This window comes from Pseudoalteromonas nanhaiensis, assembly GCF_051235485.1.
Taxonomy (GTDB): Bacteria; Pseudomonadota; Gammaproteobacteria; order Enterobacterales; family Alteromonadaceae; genus Pseudoalteromonas; species Pseudoalteromonas lipolytica_C.
This window is the reverse complement of sequence record NZ_JBPNYQ010000008.1, coordinates 1-14,774: the sequence shown is the minus strand read 5'-3', so window position 1 is coordinate 14,774 and position 14,774 is coordinate 1. Positions and strand designations below refer to the sequence as shown.

Sequence of the window (14,774 nt, the reverse complement as noted above, 5' to 3'; positions counted from 1 at the left end):
ATTAATCCAAAAGGGGAAAGTTGTTAGCAATATCAGACTCAGTACTTTGCGCGACCCAGCCTTCGGTATTATTGAATAAGCGAATTGCTGTGAATTCAGGATCACTGCCCATATCAAACCAATGTGGTGTAAGCTCAGGTACTGAAATCAGGTCGCCTTGTTGGCAAAGAACTTGATACACTTTATCGCCCAAGTGTAGGCAAAATAAACCTTGGCCTTTCACAAAAAAGCGCACTTCATCTTCACTATGAGTATGTTCAAATAAGAACTTGCTGCGTAATTCGCTGGCATTTGGGTTCCCTTTTGCAAGCGAAATAACATCCACTGTTTGATAGCCACCTTCAGCCTTAAGGCGTTCTATATCGCTAGCATAGGCAGTTAAAATAGCGTCATGACTGGTGTCTTGATCAATCTGTGCCGTTGCTTGCCATTGCTCAAAGCGAACGCCAACCGCATTAAGCTCTCTAGCAATAGCGCTTAAATCTTCACTATGAAACAGTATGTTATCTGCGTTTGTATCATTAAAAATAGTTAATTGACTCATACTAAAAGCTCCGCGCTGAATGCTGTGAAATCGTTAATATTTGGGTGGATATCACTTGCTTCTTGGCCATCTCGAATAAGGTGAAGCGTTCGCAGACCTGCCGCTTTTGCAGCATCAAGCTCTGCTTCCACATCACTTAAGAACAGCACCTCTTCAGCGTCAAAAGGCAGTTCAGCAATAATATTCTCATAAGAGCTTTGCTGTTGTTTTGCGCCTACTTTAGTATCGAAGTAACCACTGAATAAAGGTCTAACATCACCATAATCAGAAAACTCAAAAATCAGGTGTTGGGCTTTTACTGACCCAGATGAGTACACATAGAGACTTTTGCCCGCTTGTTTTTGGGCTTGTAAAAAGTCATAAGCATCAGGGTAAAGGTGTCCAGTAAAATCACCATTTTCGTAGCCAGTTTGCCAAATTAATCCTTGTAATTGCTTAAGTGGAGTAATTTTTTGGTCCGTTTCTATCCAATGAATTAAATGCTTAATAACCGTGTCAATATCGGCTTCTGGTTGTTCAATATGTGCTTTAACAGCATCAATTTGGGCTGCAACTTCTGGGTCTGTTTGATGTGACTTTACAAACTCGGGTAACTGCCCTGCAGCGTAAGGGAATAAGACGTCTTTGACAAAAGAAATGCGGGTAATTGTGCCTTCAATATCGGTTAAAATCGCTTTGATCATGGCTGAACTCCAGCTTGAATGCCTTCTAGTTTTAAGCGCTCAAGTTCACAGCTAAACAAAAACTCTAAGCCTTCTAAATGACGCAGTACTTCTTTGATATCGCGACCAACCACGTATAAACCGTGGCCGCGGATTAATACGGCATGCTCAATAGGGGTGTGAAGGTGATGATCACTGACAAGTAAACTTAAACGGTCGATGTCTTGGTCGTTATCAAAAATAGGAATACTTAGCGTATCTAAATGCGATTTAACACCACTTAAAGACTTTTGCATTTCGTAGCCGTGTAAGTTGATAGTATGGCCTTTAATAACACGCGATAACACGGTTGCCGCTACCGAATGAGTGTGTAAGACATAGTTTGCTGATGGGATCAGCTTATACATATTTAGATGCAGCTCAGTTTCAGCTGAAGGATTACCTGAGCCTTTAGTGCGATTACCTTCATGATCAAATTCAATAAACGCATGAGTGCCGAGTTGGCCTTTATCGAAGCCACTTGCTGTGACAACATAGCCACTTGCTGTGCGGGCTGAAAAGTTACCACCAGTAGCAGGGACCCAACCGCGTTGACTTACCCATTTACCGGCTTCAATTAGTTCTGAAATAGCGGTATTGTTATGCATATATTCCTCGACATTCTAAAAGTTATTTAGACGGCTATACATCTGTTTTAAGCAATGATAGCATCGCTTCGGGCGCAAAACCATCTTTAAGGAACCTCTGTGTTTGAAAGTAAATTGCCGAATTTAGGCACCAGCATTTTTAGTCAAATGACCGCTCTGGCAAATAAGTACCAAGCGCTTAACTTATCTCAGGGTTTTCCTGAGTTTGATGCACCTGAATTGCTAAAAAAACAGCTTAATCATTATGTACTTGAGGGGGTAAATCAATATGCACCTTCAAGTGGTGTTGCAAGGCTGCAGCAGCAAATAGCCGCACTGATTGCTAGAAAATACCATAACAACATAAATTATGAGCAACAAGTTACTGTCACTTCAGGAGCAACAGAGGCATTGTTCGTGGCGATTCAAGCACTTGTCAAAGAGGGTGAAGAAGTTGTGGTGTTTGACCCCGCTTATGATTCGTACCAGCCAGCAATCGAACTTGCCGGTGGTCGCTCAGTTCACGTTGCCTTGCATGCGCCAGATTACAAAATTGATTGGCAAGCCGTAGCCGATGTCATTACAGACAAAACGCGTGTCATCATTATCAACACGCCACATAACCCAAGCGGTAAAATCTTTAAAACAGAAGATATTAATGCCCTTAAAGCACTTGTTACTAAGCATGATTTATATGTAATTAGTGATGAAGTGTATGAGCACATCACCTTTGATGGCGCTTTGCATTTAAGTGCGCTGACCGACCCTGAGTTATTTGCACGCAGTTTTGTGATCTCAAGCTTTGGCAAAACCTTTCACAGCACCGGCTGGAAGATGGGTTATTGTGTTGCGCCTGCTCAGCTAATGGTGGAGTTTCGTAAAATTCACCAATACGTGACTTTTTCAAGCTTTACGCCTGCCCAGCATGCACTAGCCGATATGCTTGAGTTAGAGCCTGAGCATGTTGATGAACTGAACCTTTTTTATCAACAAAAACGCGATTTACTTAGCGAAGCACTAGCACACAGTCGCTTTAAAATATTACCAAGTGAAGGCACCTACTTTTTGCTACTCGATTATAGTGATGTGTCTGATCTTGATGATGTTGAGTTTTGCCAATGGCTGGTTGAGCAAGCGGGTGTTGCAGCTGTACCACTCAGTGTGTTTTATAACAGCGCAAGCAGCGACAAAGTGATTCGTTTATGTTTTGCTAAAAATGATGACACATTAAAACGTGCCGCGGAGATTTTATGTCAACTTTAACCTTAGCTTTAGTGCAGTCATCACTGCATTGGCTTGATAAAAGCGCGAATCTTGCACACTTTACTGAGCAGCTTAATGGCTTAAAAGAGCAAGTTGATTTAATTGTCTTGCCAGAAACATTTGCTACTGGTTTTGCGATTAATCTAGATTGCAGTGAGCCTGAGCAAGGTGAGGTACTTAGCTGGTTAAAAGCCACAGCTAAGCAAAAAAATGCTGTGGTTGCAGGCTCTGTTTTAGTCGCAAAAGGTGATAAAAAGGCCAATCGCTTTTATTGGGCTTGGCCAAACGGCGAAGTAAAGTATTACGACAAACGCCATTTATTCTGTTTAGGTAACGAAGGCAATTTTGTTGCAGCGGGTACACAGCGCGAGATATTCACTATTAATGATTTTCGCATTTTACCGCAAGTGTGTTACGACCTTCGCTTTCCTGTATTTCAGCGTAATTGCAACGACTACGATGTGATGATAAACGTAGCTAATTGGCCCGCTGCTCGTCGCCATGTGTGGGATACCCTGTTAAAAGCACGCGCAATGGAAAACCTCTGTTATGTCGTAGGCGTCAATCGCATTGGCGCTGATGGTAATGATGTTGCCCACAGCGGAGGCACTGCTGTATATGATTTTAAAGGTGATACCTTGGCAGCGCTTGAAGATAACCAATCGGGTATCATTATTCAGCGCTTAGAAAAATCACCTTTAGATGACTTTAGAAAGGCTTTTCCTGCTCATTTAGACGCTGATCAATTTCAGTTACTGTAATTGCTCGAAGAAGCCTACTCAAAAATTTGTTAAACTCATGGTTGGATAATTTACTTTAAGCAATCATGAGTCGCAAAATCACCCCCGTTATTCTTGCTGGTGGCATAGGTTCTCGTTTATGGCCTTTGTCACGTAAAGCGATGCCTAAGCAGTTTTTACCTTTGCTTAGCGACAAGTCACTGTTACAGAGCGCGCTTTTACGTGTGGCTGACTCACGATTTAATGCGCCGATTTTAGTATGCAATGAAGAGCACCGTTTTATTGCTAAAGCGCAAATTGCAGAAATCACAGATAGCTATACTTTACTGCTGGAGCCTGAAGGTAAAAATACCGCGCCAGCGATTGCCTTAGCAGCTGAATTTGCATTGCAAAATGGCCTAAAAGATCCCTTACTAGTCATGCCTGCTGATCACCACATAAGTGATTTTGATAAGCTTATTGCATGCTTAGATAATGCTATAGCGCTTTGCCAGCAACAACAGTTAGTGACCTTTGCCATTACACCCACTGAGCCACATACTGGTTATGGTTATATTCGCCAAGGTGAGCAGTTAGCCCATGAAGGCTGCTTTAAGGTGGCTGAATTTAAAGAAAAACCAGCCCGGCAATTAGCCGAGAAATACCTTGCCAGTGGTGAATATGGCTGGAATAGCGGCATGTTCTTATTTTTGCCGGATGTGTATTTAAGCGAACTTAATCGTTTTGCGCCAAAGATTGCTGACAGTGTCGCAAAGGCGGCAAGCTTTACTGCAGATTTAGGTTTTCAACGGCCTGTAGCGAATGCGCTTACAGCATGCCCAAGTGATTCCATTGATTATGCTATTTTGGAGCGTAGCGCTAACGTTGCTGTTATTCCTGTTGATTTAAATTGGAGTGATGTTGGCAGCTTTTCAGCACTCTCTAAAATCGCTGAAAAAGACTGTCATGGTAACTATTTAGCCTCGCAAGGCGTGAGTTTAGATAGCGAAAATAATCTACTCATCAGCGAAGCCGACCACACTATTGCGGCGCTCGGCGTGAGTAATCAAGCAATTATTCATACTCATGATGCCACTTTAGTGGCAGATAAAAGTGCGCTCGATAAGCTTCCTGATTTACTTAAGCAGCTTGCTGTTATTGATAATGACAAATTGACTCACCATCAAGCGGTATTCAGACCTTGGGGCAACTATCGAACTTTAATTGAAAGTACTGGCTTTAAGGTAAAGAAAATAATCGTCAACAGCGGTGCAAAACTCTCAACTCAACGCCATCAGCACCGTGCAGAGCATTGGGTTGTCGTATCTGGAGTGGCAAGTGTGCGAGTAGGTGATGACGAGTTTGAGCTAACAGCCGATCAATCTTGTTATATTGCGGCTAAACAATTACATAGCCTCGCTAATCAACAAGCCACACCTCTGATCGTTATTGAAGTACAAACCGGTGCAATACTTGATGAAAGCGACATCGAGCGGTTTGATGATAGGTATGGTAGGGACTAGCTATAAGTTTTAACTAAATTGAGCCGGTTGTTTCTTTATTGAGAACAGCCGGCTTAAACTTTTATTGGTTAGGTTTTAACGTTTCCGCTTTCCTTAAGTTAATTCACTTCTTACATGTTTTAAGTAGGCTTGAAGGCTGTCTTGCCACAGCACAAGTGTATCTGTAAGCGAGTCTTTAAGAGGTTTGTTGTCGAGTAACTTACGCTCTATTTTTTTAAGCTCTAAGCCGTAACGGTTAAAGCCTAATTGCAAAGCGGTACTGGCTTGGCGGTGGAGAAGCTTGATGCACTGTTCTTTATCATCTTCTACAAGTTGTTGACAGCGAATCAACTTGTTACGAGCTGATAAAACAAATTCGTTGTAGATTGATGATACTTCATCTTCATTAAATGAGCTTACAAGTGTCGCTGCAGCCGTTTCATCGTACAAAGTGTCGCGCAGCTCGACAGCTATGCTCGCAGCCTGGTTCGTTTGCGAATCGCTAAGTGCTTGGCGTAGCTTTTGTTGCTTTATTGGTTTTCCGACAATATCTTTAATTCCCAGCGCCAAGTATTCTTTTATTTCATCGGGGCTAAGGCTTGCTGTAAAGGCAAGCACCGGTGTTCGTTGATTTAAGTGGTCAACAGTTTTGAGTTTTTTTAATACATCCTGCCCACTGAGATCAGGTAAATTCATATCAAGTAACACTACGTCAAAGTGGTGCTTTTGCATTAACTCTATAGCGCTTTTACCATCTTTTGCGAGCTTAATTTTGTGCTCGTCATCGGCCATAAATTCGATAGCAATTTTTTGGTTTAGATCGAGATCTTCGACCAATAAAACGTCAAGCCCAGTTACATAGTCTTTTGATTGGTGGCGCTGTTCAACAAGACTTAGCTCACCAATCGCAAGTGAAATATCGAAACTAAAAGTACTGCCTTTATTTAGCTCACTGGTAATATTAAGTTTACTTCCAAGCTTCTCGAGTAATCGGCTTGTTATTGCCAAACCAAGTCCCGTGCCGCCTTTTTCTTTACCTGCACTGCTTTGTACATAGGGTTCTGTGAGAAAGATAATTTCTTCGTCTTCGATACCCGGACCTGAGTCGATAACACTGATGCGAACAAGATGATCTAATTGTCTTTCTTTAAGTAACGTTACATGTATTTTTACTGCGCCGTGGTCTGTAAATTTAATCGCATTACCCACTAAGTTAATAATAACTTGTCTTAGTTTTTGCTGGTCGCAGTAGTAACATGCTTGAGCAGGTAAATCGTAAATAAGCTCAAACTTTAAATGTTTTTGTTCTGCAAGTGGGCTTAGCAGTAAGCATAAATTGTTTAACCAAGTTTTAAACTCAACATCTTCTTCATAAAGCGCTTCATCACGCTGATCTAGACTTGCATAATCAAGGACTTTATCAACCAGTAAATTGAGAGATTCTGCAGAGTTGATAATCGCTTCACAGTAAGGTTTATCGCGAGGATCACTTGATTGGTTCATGATAAGTTGTGCACTCCCTAAAATACCATTTAGGGGGGTGCGAATTTCATGGCTAATTGTTGACAAAAATAAGCCGCGAATTTCAAGGTCTTTTTGTGCTTTTTCAGTGAGTTGATTTAAATTCTGTTCTCGGCGTTCATTACATAATAATGCCATACCCGTGGCATAAAACATGGGTGCGATAACGCCGTTAATGAATAGGGTAATACTAAACCAGTTTGCCGATAATAAGTCTGCTTTAGCAATATCGCCCATTAATAAAGTGCGGCCAGTAAAAATAGCAAGAATAATGCTGAGTATTAAAATATAGACAATGCTGCCATTAGGGTAGTTTTTGCGGCCATTGCGAATGAACAGTGCCAATAAGAACAGCGCTTCGATAACATGCTGTAAATCAGAAACTAAAATGCGACTTCTTAACTCTGAATTGTCAGTAGAGAGGTAGATCATAAGTAGCGCAAATGCTGCAGTTATACCGACAAAAGCTTTGAAACCGACACATTTAGCATTGAAAAATTGGCAAACGGCAAGAACATGAATGATCGAGGCACAAAAAAGTAGTGAGTTGGCAATCGATATACTGGCTACATTATTAATATGACCATGTAATGCAAAACTCATTACTGATGCAAACATGACAAGAGGGTAGAAAATATAAAGAAGTGTACCTGGGGTATTATTATTTGTTCGCCAGGTTAAATAGTTCAGTAACGTCATTACCGCCATCATAGCGGCGCTTACATAATATAAAGTAGCTGAATCTAGCATTATTTTTCCGGCAGTCTGCAGTCAGCTTGAGAATAAGGTCTATTGCCATGTATATCAACTACAAGATACAAAAACAGACGCTAGTAGCGTCTGTTTAACTTAGTAGGGTGTATTGTAGCAATTGGCAATAATACTTGACGAAGCGTATTGGTTTTAACGGATCTCGTCAGGAATATTTTGCTGTGCCCATGACAATAACTCGATACGGTTACGGCATTTGGTTTTTCTGAATGCACTATACAAGTGAGTTTTTACTGTGTGTGGGCTAATGCTTAAGTCTTCAGCAATCTCTTTATTTTTCGAACCTTTACTCATTAGTGAAATAATTGCTTTTTCACGTTTAGTAAGTTTAACCGGCTCGATGTCGCCATCTGTCAGTTTATGTAAGGCATCTTTATTAAACTGCAGCATGCGATTTAATGCATTACACATGATTTCGCGGCGATACCATAATTGATCTTCCAGCAACAAACGAATGCCTTTCATTAACACATCAGCATTGTCTGTTGTGTAAAAAACACCACGGATACCACTTAATAGAGCACGGTTAGCTAATTCAGGGTTTTCATCTAAATTGAATAATACGATATCGCATTTCATGCGCAGATGAACGAGTTGCTCTTTAAGCTTACCCCATGGATCAGTGCTTGATGTTTCAATGAATAACAAGCGTGTGCCTTCAGGTACTTCAGAAATATCAGTACCAGATGTGACGTCTAGCCCCTGTGTTTTTAAAAGTGGTTCTAATACATTAACACCAATTGTGTTAACCGGTTCTGGATCTAATAATAAAAAGGCTGAACTACTCATATATATACACTCTTGAATAAAGTTGACAGTTTCATCCTACCACGCAATCCACCCCTTTCGTATTAGAAATTTCTGAGAGTTGTGCAGGAAAAGTGCAGTTTGTGTCTATTTTGTGTCAAATAATACAGTTAGTTAACTTAATGCAACGTGTTAACTAACTGATATATATATAGTATAGTTCAAATTAATATGTTTGTACTACTTTTTACAGTTATTTACATATTAAAGTGCTAGATGCTTTCTTTCATCTTATCTTGGTAAGGAGGCCAACCCATTGGTTTGCCCGCTAACATGTGTAGGTGTATATGGTACACCGTTTGCCCGCCATGTTCGTTACAATTCATCACAACACGAAAGCCATCCTCACTAAAACCAAATTGCTTAGCTAGTTTTGCAGCAACGACATACAAGTGACCAACCAAGTGGGCATTTTCTTCTGTAACGTCATTAACAGTCGCAATTGGTGTTTTGGGAATGATCAATACATGAAAGGGGGCTTGTGGATTAATGTCTTTAAAAGCCAGTGATAACTCGTCTTCATAGACAATATCGGCAGGGATCTCGCGATTAATAATCTTTGTAAAAATAGTCTCTTGGCTCATACTTAGCTCTCTTATAAATGTGGTTAAATGACCGCCCACTAATGACAAACTTTATTTGCAGTGTCAAACTGAAACTGCCACAAGTTGAACAACCAAGGAGTGAACATGCGTAAGTTAGTATTACTGAGTAGTGTGTTAATGCTATTGAATAGTGTTAGCAGTGTAGCCGAGACTATTCACTTTCCAGAAGAGCTTGTACCGTTACAAGTGGGAGATCGCCTTATTGAGCAATCATTTTTTAGCCGTGTTGATGATGTTGAGCTTGCCCCAGGTACCTATCAGCTGAAAATGAAATACACAGATCTATATGAGCAAGGTTATGACGACCATCAGGTTGTAGAGTCAGAGCCTTTTTGGGTTGAAGTGACGGTTGAAAATGGCAAAGACTATGATGTTGTATTTAATCGCGCCAGTAATGCTGTAGCAGCGCAGGTGTTTGCTGAGTCACCTCAAGTGAGTCTAAAAGCGAAAGGCAGTGAGCTTGCGATGCCGTTATCAATTGTTAGTTATCGTGCACAGTCAACGTCAGCGCAAGCTGTTGCGACAGCGCCTGTTGCAAGTTCAAGTAGTAAGCCTGCGACAGCGGTGCCAGTTACCTTACCTGCAAAAGTACCAGGTGGGCAGGCTGGATTAAAAAATATGCCAAATGCAGCGGCAATGTTAGAGTTTTGGTGGCAACAAGCGAGCCCTGAAGAGCGTCGGGCATTCTTACAAAAGGTAAGCAACTAAATCTAATTATTAAAAAAGGCGCTGATATCAGCGCCTTTTTTGGGTTTAGTGACTTACTTTGCAAATAAGTCGTCAACTGTACCTTGTGCAAGAGGGTGGTAACCCGGACGTGCTTTTAAGTACACATCATGCGCCCAGTCTTTTTTACCGTTCTTAATAAGTGCTTTATATAGTGGCACAATTAATTTACGGCGACCGATGCCAGAGAGGTGCTTATCAAGTGCAGGGTAAATTGGTTGATAACCATTACCTACCGCTAGCATAAACCATGCGAAAGCGCGCTCAGCATTAGTTGACTGTGTTAAGTTGAATTGCTTATCAAGCTCAGTCATTTTTTCAATGCTTAAATCGCGAGGTAGATTATTTAAAAAGTGTAGCCACTCATGAACAGACCAATCTGCTGTTGGTAATTGAGCTGCGCTAATCTCACCGTTTAACCATGTTTTGGTTACAGCATCAACTTTATCGAAGGCATCAGAGGTTGGATTTGGTGCATCACTTGGCAAACCTGGCTCAAAAATCCACTCATTAACTTTATCCATGCTGACCACGCCTGGGTATTTGTCGATCAGGTTTGCTTTTAAGTAAGTAACAAATTGAGCGGTTGTAAGAGACTTAAACGCAAATTGATCAAAGTAACCTTTTACAAATGGGTCAAACTTGTCACGACCATATTTGTTTTCTAGATAGATTAAGAAAAGTTGACCTTTAGTGTAAGGCACTGAGCTAAATGCATCATCAGGATCGCGGCCATTTAGTTTTAAGTTAAGGCGCGTATCTGGTGCTGGTAGCGTTTTAAGTAATGCACGTAAGCCTGCTGCATCAAGTGCTTGTTCCATCACTGCACGGTCACGGCCAAACACTTCTTCCATGATGCGGTTTTCAACGTAAGACGTGAAGCCTTCGTTTAGCCATAAATCTTCCCACGTTGCATTGGTAACTAAGTTACCAGACCAAGAGTGAGCAAGCTCGTGAGCAATTAGGTTTACTAAGCTTTTATCGCCGGCAACAACCGTTGGTGTGATGAATGACAAGCGTGGGTTTTCCATGCCACCGAATGGGAAGCTTGGTGGCAGCATTAATAAGTCGTAACGACCCCATGCGTATTCGCCATACATTGCGTTAGTTTTGTCGATCATCGCTTGTGTGTCGTTAAACTCCGCAACCGACGCATCTAAAATTGTTGGCTCAGCAAAAATACCGGTTTGCTTAGACATGGCTTTAAATTCTAAATTACCCGCACCAATTGCGATTAAGTATGGCGAAATGGGTTGTGGCATATCGAATAAGTAGTCGCCGTCTTTATAAAGCGCATCTTTATTGTCAGCACTCATAACTGCACGAATGTCTTTAGGAGTGTGAATACGTGCTGAGTAAGTTACGCGCATTGCAGGCGTATCTTGTACAGGGATCCAACTACGAGCATGAATTGCTTGTGATTGGCTGTACATAAATGGGTGTGACTTACTGGCTGTTTGCTCTGGTGTTAACCACTGTAAACCTGAAGCTTCTGGGCGGCTGTTGTAGTAGATACGTGCTTTAACCGCTTGGCTTTTAAATTTAATTGTTAATTTTGAGCCCTTCACGTCATCACGTGCAGCAAGGGTGAAGTCAGCTTTGTGCCAGCTGCCTTTTTTATCTTGATACATTACTTTGTCGATATCTAAATCGCGAGTATCAAGTACAAGTGTTTTGCTGTTCGCATTGTGCCAATCTAGCGTATGCTCAACAAAACCCTCTAGTTGTTTGTCATCAAAATCAACATCTAAATCTAGTAGTAGGTGAGTGGTTGTTACGTCATCTAAGTTTGCGTAAGTGTGCTGGCTGATTGCATCTGCAGTTGCTTGAGAGCAAGCACCGGCCATAGCAAGACTTAAAAGTAATGGTTTAAACTTCATAATAACCCTGGAACACAAATGAAAAAGAGCCCGTTTTATAACATGATTAGTGCAGTGGGTTGAGTGATTTTTACAATCTAATGCGTATTTTGCGACGATAGGTTACACTAATGCGATTAGTTACCGGTAACCTTTGAGGCGTTTTGTGGCTCAGTCCCTGCAATCTTTTCATACCTTTTCTTTGCCAAGCCAATGCCAGCATTTTTATCAAATTGATGAAGTGAATCAGCTTTTAAGCACAGACTTTTCGTCTCCCTTTTGTATTTTAGGTGAAGGCAGTAATACGGTGTTTTTATCTGACTACCAAGGTTCTGTCGTTCACATGAACACGAAGGGCATAAATATAGAGCAGCAAAGTGATGGCTTTTTATTGCATATAGCGGCCGGAGAAAACTGGCATCAATTAGTCGCTATGACCATTGCCAATGACATGCCAGGGCTTGAAAACCTTGCTTTAATCCCCGGTACCGTTGGTGCTGCGCCAGTGCAAAATATTGGTGCTTATGGTGTGGAGCTCGAAAAGTTTGTTAGTTATGTTGAGTACTTTGATATTGCTACCAAAACGATAAACCGTTTAACAAAAGACGAATGCCAATTTGGCTATCGTGACTCTATCTTTAAACATGCACTTAAAAATAAAGCGGTGATTACTCAAGTCGGGTTACTGCTCCCTAAAAAGTGGCAACCAGTGCTTAGTTATGGGCCATTGCAACAGCTTACAACTCCTTCGCCACAGCAGGTGTTTGAACAAATCATCACAACTAGAAACAGCAAACTACCAAACCCAAGTGAACTTGCTAATGCGGGAAGTTTTTTTAAAAACCCAGTGATCTCTAATGAACAACTAGCGTTACTTCTAAAACAGTACCCTGAGCTACCTCATTACTATGTTGATGCTGAACATCATAAGGTTGCCGCAGGGTGGTTGATTGAACATGCTGGGTTAAAAGGCTATCAAGTTGCAGGAATTGAAGTTCATCAGCAGCAAGCGTTAGTGCTCGTGAATCACGGCAATAGCACTGGAGATGATTTAATTGCCATGGTGAAACATGTTCAGCAACAAGTCTGGCAAAATTACAAAATTGCGCTACAACACGAGGTGCGACTGATTGATGCCGATCGTGAGTGTCACATTGAATTGGGAGCTTCATCATGAAAGCGCCAGATGGTAACAAATTAGCTATTTTGCAAGCGCTCAATCAAGGTGGTTTTGTTTCTGGCCAGCAATTAGGAGAGCAATTAGGTATTAGCCGTGCTGCTGTTGGTAAACATATTCATTCTTTGCAGGAAATGGGCCTAGATATCTTTAAAGTAACGGGTAAAGGGTATTGCCTGAACAATAATGCAGGGTTTCTAAATCAACAAGCGATTACTGAGCAGTATAACAAACTAGGTGGTAACACAGCCAACGTTGAGGTGCAGCCAATTATTGATTCAACCAACAGTGAATTAATGCGCCGTCTTCAAAGTGATGTTCCGTTAACATCTGGCACTGTACTGGTTGCGGAAATGCAACAAGCAGGAAAAGGCCGTCGCGGCCGAGTATGGCAATCACCATTTGGCGCTAATTTATACTTTAGTTACTTCTGGCGCTTGGATGATGGCTTACAGGCGGCGATGGGAGTGTCGATTGCAGTAGGGCTAGCTGTATATGATGCCTTAAAAGCTTTGTATCAAATTGATGTTGAGCTTAAGTGGCCAAACGATATTTATATAAACAGAGAAAAACTGGCGGGTGTTCTCGTTGAACTTGATGGGCAACCACAAGGACCCTGTCAATTAGTGATTGGTATTGGCATAAATCTACATATGCCCGAAAGTGTCAGCCAACACATTGACCAAGCGTGGACCGACCTGAGTCAGCATGTTCAACAGTTAGATAAGAATAAACTCGCTGCTTATTTGTGTATTTGTTTAGAACAGCGATTAGCGCAGTACCAGCAGTCAGGGCTAAACGAGATGTACATACAATGGAATAGCTTAAATGCATTTGCTAAAGAGTGTGTCGAGCTAAATACAGGGCATCGTAGCTGGCGAGGAATTTGTGAAGGGATTGATAGCCAAGGTGGTATCCGCATTCGCCAAGACGGAGAGGTAAAGAGTTACTATGGTGGTGAGATTTCATTGCGTAAGGCAGATAAATGAGACTGTTAGTTGATGTAGGTAATACTGCTATTAAAGCTGTTTTATATAATCAGGGCTGTTACAAACAGTGTGAACTGAACGCGCTGCCTTGGCCGCAAATTAATGACATGGTGTTTGCTTGTGTAGGCAGTACCGAGTCGCTTGCTCCTCTTATTAAGCTAGCCGAGCAACATAAAGTTACCGTGTACGAGGCAAAAGTAAGCGCTAAACTTGAGAATTTAAAATGTGCCTACGAGCACTTTACCAATTTAGGCATTGATCGTTGGCTTGCACTAATTGCTGCATATGTGGAGCTGCCAAAGCAACACTGTATTGTGGTCGATGCTGGCACCGCAACAACGATTGATGTATTAAACAGCGAAGGAGAACACCTTGGCGGGTGGATTTTGCCTGGGCTTGATTTAATGACAACCTCATTAACGCAAAATACGCAAAAAGTGTTCGATGATGGGCAAACTCCATTTGCTGCAGAGTTAGGCCGAAATACCCCTAATGGTTTAAAAAACGGTGCGCTTGTTGCGACTGTAGGGGCAATTGAGCAAGCTAAGCGTCATCTTAATAATGAAAATAGCTGCTTATTATTCGCTGGTGGCTATGGAAAGTTGTTGGCCGAGCAGTTCGCTGAGAGTGAGTTTGACAGTCAGCTTGTTTTTAAAGGACTGAATTACTGGTTAGAATTAACACTAAAACAGTAAAAAAGCCTATATTTGCCTGAATAGTGAGCGTTTAACACATAAAATCACATTTTTTTTGATTTTATTGTTGCATCACAATAAACCTTACCTTAGAATCTCGTCCCGTACTAAAGCAGTGCCGACTTAGCTCAGTTGGTAGAGCAACTGACTTGTAATCAGTAGGTCATCCGTTCAACTCGGATAGTCGGCACCACTTTCCTTTTACCGGAAGTGACTTAGTAAAGAATTTTCGTGGAGGGGTTCCCGAGCGGCCAAAGGGATCAGACTGTAAATCTGACGGCTCAGCCTTCGCTGGTTCGAATCCAGCT

Annotated in this window: 14 protein-coding genes and 1 tRNA gene; 8 read left to right on the top strand and 7 right to left on the bottom strand. The window is 41.6% G+C overall.

Annotated elements, in window-relative coordinates:
• Position 1: 1 nt before the first annotated feature.
• Genes ACSFVZ_RS09225 through ACSFVZ_RS09215 form a run of 3 tightly spaced genes read right to left on the bottom strand, consistent with a single transcriptional unit; the run spans position 2 to position 1,853 of the window.
• Complete coding sequence (locus ACSFVZ_RS09225; protein WP_435558666.1) at positions 2-544, bottom strand: 1,2-dihydroxy-3-keto-5-methylthiopentene dioxygenase; 543 nt, start codon at positions 542-544, stop codon at positions 2-4.
• Complete coding sequence (mtnC, locus tag ACSFVZ_RS09220; protein ID WP_435558665.1) at positions 541-1,227, bottom strand: acireductone synthase; 687 nt, start codon at positions 1,225-1,227, stop codon at positions 541-543. The genes ACSFVZ_RS09225 and mtnC overlap by 4 nt, the downstream gene beginning before the upstream one ends.
• Positions 1,224-1,853: a methylthioribulose 1-phosphate dehydratase gene (locus tag ACSFVZ_RS09215; RefSeq protein ID WP_135922957.1), complete on the bottom strand. Its 630-nt coding sequence runs from the start codon at positions 1,851-1,853 to the stop codon at positions 1,224-1,226. The genes mtnC and ACSFVZ_RS09215 overlap by 4 nt, the downstream gene beginning before the upstream one ends.
• 99 nt (positions 1,854-1,952) lie before the next feature.
• On the opposite strand from ACSFVZ_RS09215, the gene ACSFVZ_RS09210 reads away from it, so the two are divergent.
• From ACSFVZ_RS09210 to ACSFVZ_RS09200, 3 genes are all read left to right on the top strand, one after another.
• Positions 1,953-3,095, top strand: coding sequence for a methionine aminotransferase (locus ACSFVZ_RS09210; protein ID WP_435558664.1), 1,143 nt, complete (start codon positions 1,953-1,955; stop codon positions 3,093-3,095).
• Positions 3,083-3,856 carry an amidohydrolase gene (locus tag ACSFVZ_RS09205; RefSeq protein ID WP_235404111.1) on the top strand — a complete coding sequence of 258 codons (774 nt, stop codon included), beginning with the start codon at positions 3,083-3,085 and terminating at the stop codon, positions 3,854-3,856. The genes ACSFVZ_RS09210 and ACSFVZ_RS09205 overlap by 13 nt, the downstream gene beginning before the upstream one ends.
• Positions 3,857-3,921: 65 nt before the next feature.
• Positions 3,922-5,337, top strand: coding sequence for a mannose-1-phosphate guanylyltransferase/mannose-6-phosphate isomerase (locus ACSFVZ_RS09200; protein ID WP_235404110.1), 1,416 nt, complete (start codon positions 3,922-3,924; stop codon positions 5,335-5,337).
• A 93-nt stretch (positions 5,338-5,430) separates the two neighbouring features.
• Here ACSFVZ_RS09200 and ACSFVZ_RS09195 read toward each other — a convergent pair whose 3' ends face one another.
• The 3 genes from ACSFVZ_RS09195 to ACSFVZ_RS09185 all read right to left on the bottom strand — a co-directional run bounded on the left by ACSFVZ_RS09195 (position 5,431) and on the right by ACSFVZ_RS09185 (position 8,999).
• A complete protein-coding gene (locus ACSFVZ_RS09195; protein ID WP_135922953.1) occupies positions 5,431-7,587 on the bottom strand; it encodes an ATP-binding protein in 2,157 nt (718 codons plus the stop codon).
• Between the two features lie 153 nt (positions 7,588-7,740).
• On the bottom strand, positions 7,741-8,397 hold the full coding sequence (locus ACSFVZ_RS09190; protein WP_135922952.1) for a helix-turn-helix transcriptional regulator: 657 nt from the start codon (positions 8,395-8,397) through the stop codon (positions 7,741-7,743).
• A gap of 230 nt (positions 8,398-8,627) precedes the next feature.
• Positions 8,628-8,999, bottom strand: coding sequence for a histidine triad nucleotide-binding protein (locus ACSFVZ_RS09185; RefSeq protein ID WP_135922951.1), 372 nt, complete (start codon positions 8,997-8,999; stop codon positions 8,628-8,630).
• Positions 9,000-9,104: 105 nt separating this feature from the next.
• On the opposite strand from ACSFVZ_RS09185, the gene ACSFVZ_RS09180 reads away from it, so the two are divergent.
• Positions 9,105-9,728, top strand: a complete 624-nt coding sequence (locus ACSFVZ_RS09180) for a DUF2057 domain-containing protein (protein WP_235383743.1) — start codon at positions 9,105-9,107, stop codon at positions 9,726-9,728.
• 53 nt (positions 9,729-9,781) lie between these two features.
• Here ACSFVZ_RS09180 and ACSFVZ_RS09175 read toward each other — a convergent pair whose 3' ends face one another.
• Positions 9,782-11,626 carry a M1 family metallopeptidase gene (locus ACSFVZ_RS09175; protein ID WP_135922949.1) on the bottom strand — a complete coding sequence of 615 codons (1,845 nt, stop codon included), beginning with the start codon at positions 11,624-11,626 and terminating at the stop codon, positions 9,782-9,784.
• A gap of 145 nt (positions 11,627-11,771) precedes the next feature.
• On the opposite strand from ACSFVZ_RS09175, the gene murB reads away from it, so the two are divergent.
• The 4 genes from murB to ACSFVZ_RS09155 all read left to right on the top strand — a co-directional run bounded on the left by murB (position 11,772) and on the right by ACSFVZ_RS09155 (position 14,659).
• Positions 11,772-12,782, top strand: a complete 1,011-nt coding sequence (gene murB, locus ACSFVZ_RS09170) for a UDP-N-acetylmuramate dehydrogenase (protein ID WP_253039071.1) — start codon at positions 11,772-11,774, stop codon at positions 12,780-12,782.
• Positions 12,779-13,771, top strand: a complete 993-nt coding sequence (gene birA / locus ACSFVZ_RS09165; RefSeq protein WP_253039073.1) for a bifunctional biotin--[acetyl-CoA-carboxylase] ligase/biotin operon repressor BirA — start codon at positions 12,779-12,781, stop codon at positions 13,769-13,771. The genes murB and birA overlap by 4 nt, the downstream gene beginning before the upstream one ends.
• Positions 13,768-14,466: a type III pantothenate kinase gene (locus tag ACSFVZ_RS09160; protein ID WP_253039075.1), complete on the top strand. Its 699-nt coding sequence runs from the start codon at positions 13,768-13,770 to the stop codon at positions 14,464-14,466. The genes birA and ACSFVZ_RS09160 overlap by 4 nt, the downstream gene beginning before the upstream one ends.
• Before the next feature lie 117 nt (positions 14,467-14,583).
• Positions 14,584-14,659 (top strand) — tRNA-Thr (locus ACSFVZ_RS09155).
• The last annotated feature ends 115 nt before the right edge of the window (positions 14,660-14,774 follow it).

Excerpts from the sequence above, each read along its gene's own strand:
- ACSFVZ_RS09200 (WP_235404110.1), top strand. The coding sequence starts at position 3,922 with ATGAGTCGCAAAATCACCCCCGTTATTCTTGCTGGTGGCATAGGTTCT.
- ACSFVZ_RS09205 (WP_235404111.1), top strand. The coding sequence starts at position 3,083 with ATGTCAACTTTAACCTTAGCTTTAGTGCAGTCATCACTGCATTGGCTT.
- ACSFVZ_RS09225 (WP_435558666.1), bottom strand. The coding sequence starts at position 544 with ATGAGTCAATTAACTATTTTTAATGATACAAACGCAGATAACATACTG.
- mtnC (WP_435558665.1), bottom strand. The coding sequence starts at position 1,227 with ATGATCAAAGCGATTTTAACCGATATTGAAGGCACAATTACCCGCATT.
- ACSFVZ_RS09185 (WP_135922951.1), bottom strand. The coding sequence starts at position 8,999 with ATGAGCCAAGAGACTATTTTTACAAAGATTATTAATCGCGAGATCCCT.
- ACSFVZ_RS09195 (WP_135922953.1), bottom strand. The coding sequence starts at position 7,587 with ATGCTAGATTCAGCTACTTTATATTATGTAAGCGCCGCTATGATGGCG.
- ACSFVZ_RS09175 (WP_135922949.1), bottom strand. The coding sequence starts at position 11,626 with ATGAAGTTTAAACCATTACTTTTAAGTCTTGCTATGGCCGGTGCTTGC.
- birA (WP_253039073.1), top strand. The coding sequence starts at position 12,779 with ATGAAAGCGCCAGATGGTAACAAATTAGCTATTTTGCAAGCGCTCAAT.
- ACSFVZ_RS09190 (WP_135922952.1), bottom strand. The coding sequence starts at position 8,397 with ATGAGTAGTTCAGCCTTTTTATTATTAGATCCAGAACCGGTTAACACA.
- ACSFVZ_RS09215 (WP_135922957.1), bottom strand. The coding sequence starts at position 1,853 with ATGCATAACAATACCGCTATTTCAGAACTAATTGAAGCCGGTAAATGG.
- ACSFVZ_RS09160 (WP_253039075.1), top strand. The coding sequence starts at position 13,768 with ATGAGACTGTTAGTTGATGTAGGTAATACTGCTATTAAAGCTGTTTTA.
- ACSFVZ_RS09180 (WP_235383743.1), top strand. The coding sequence starts at position 9,105 with ATGCGTAAGTTAGTATTACTGAGTAGTGTGTTAATGCTATTGAATAGT.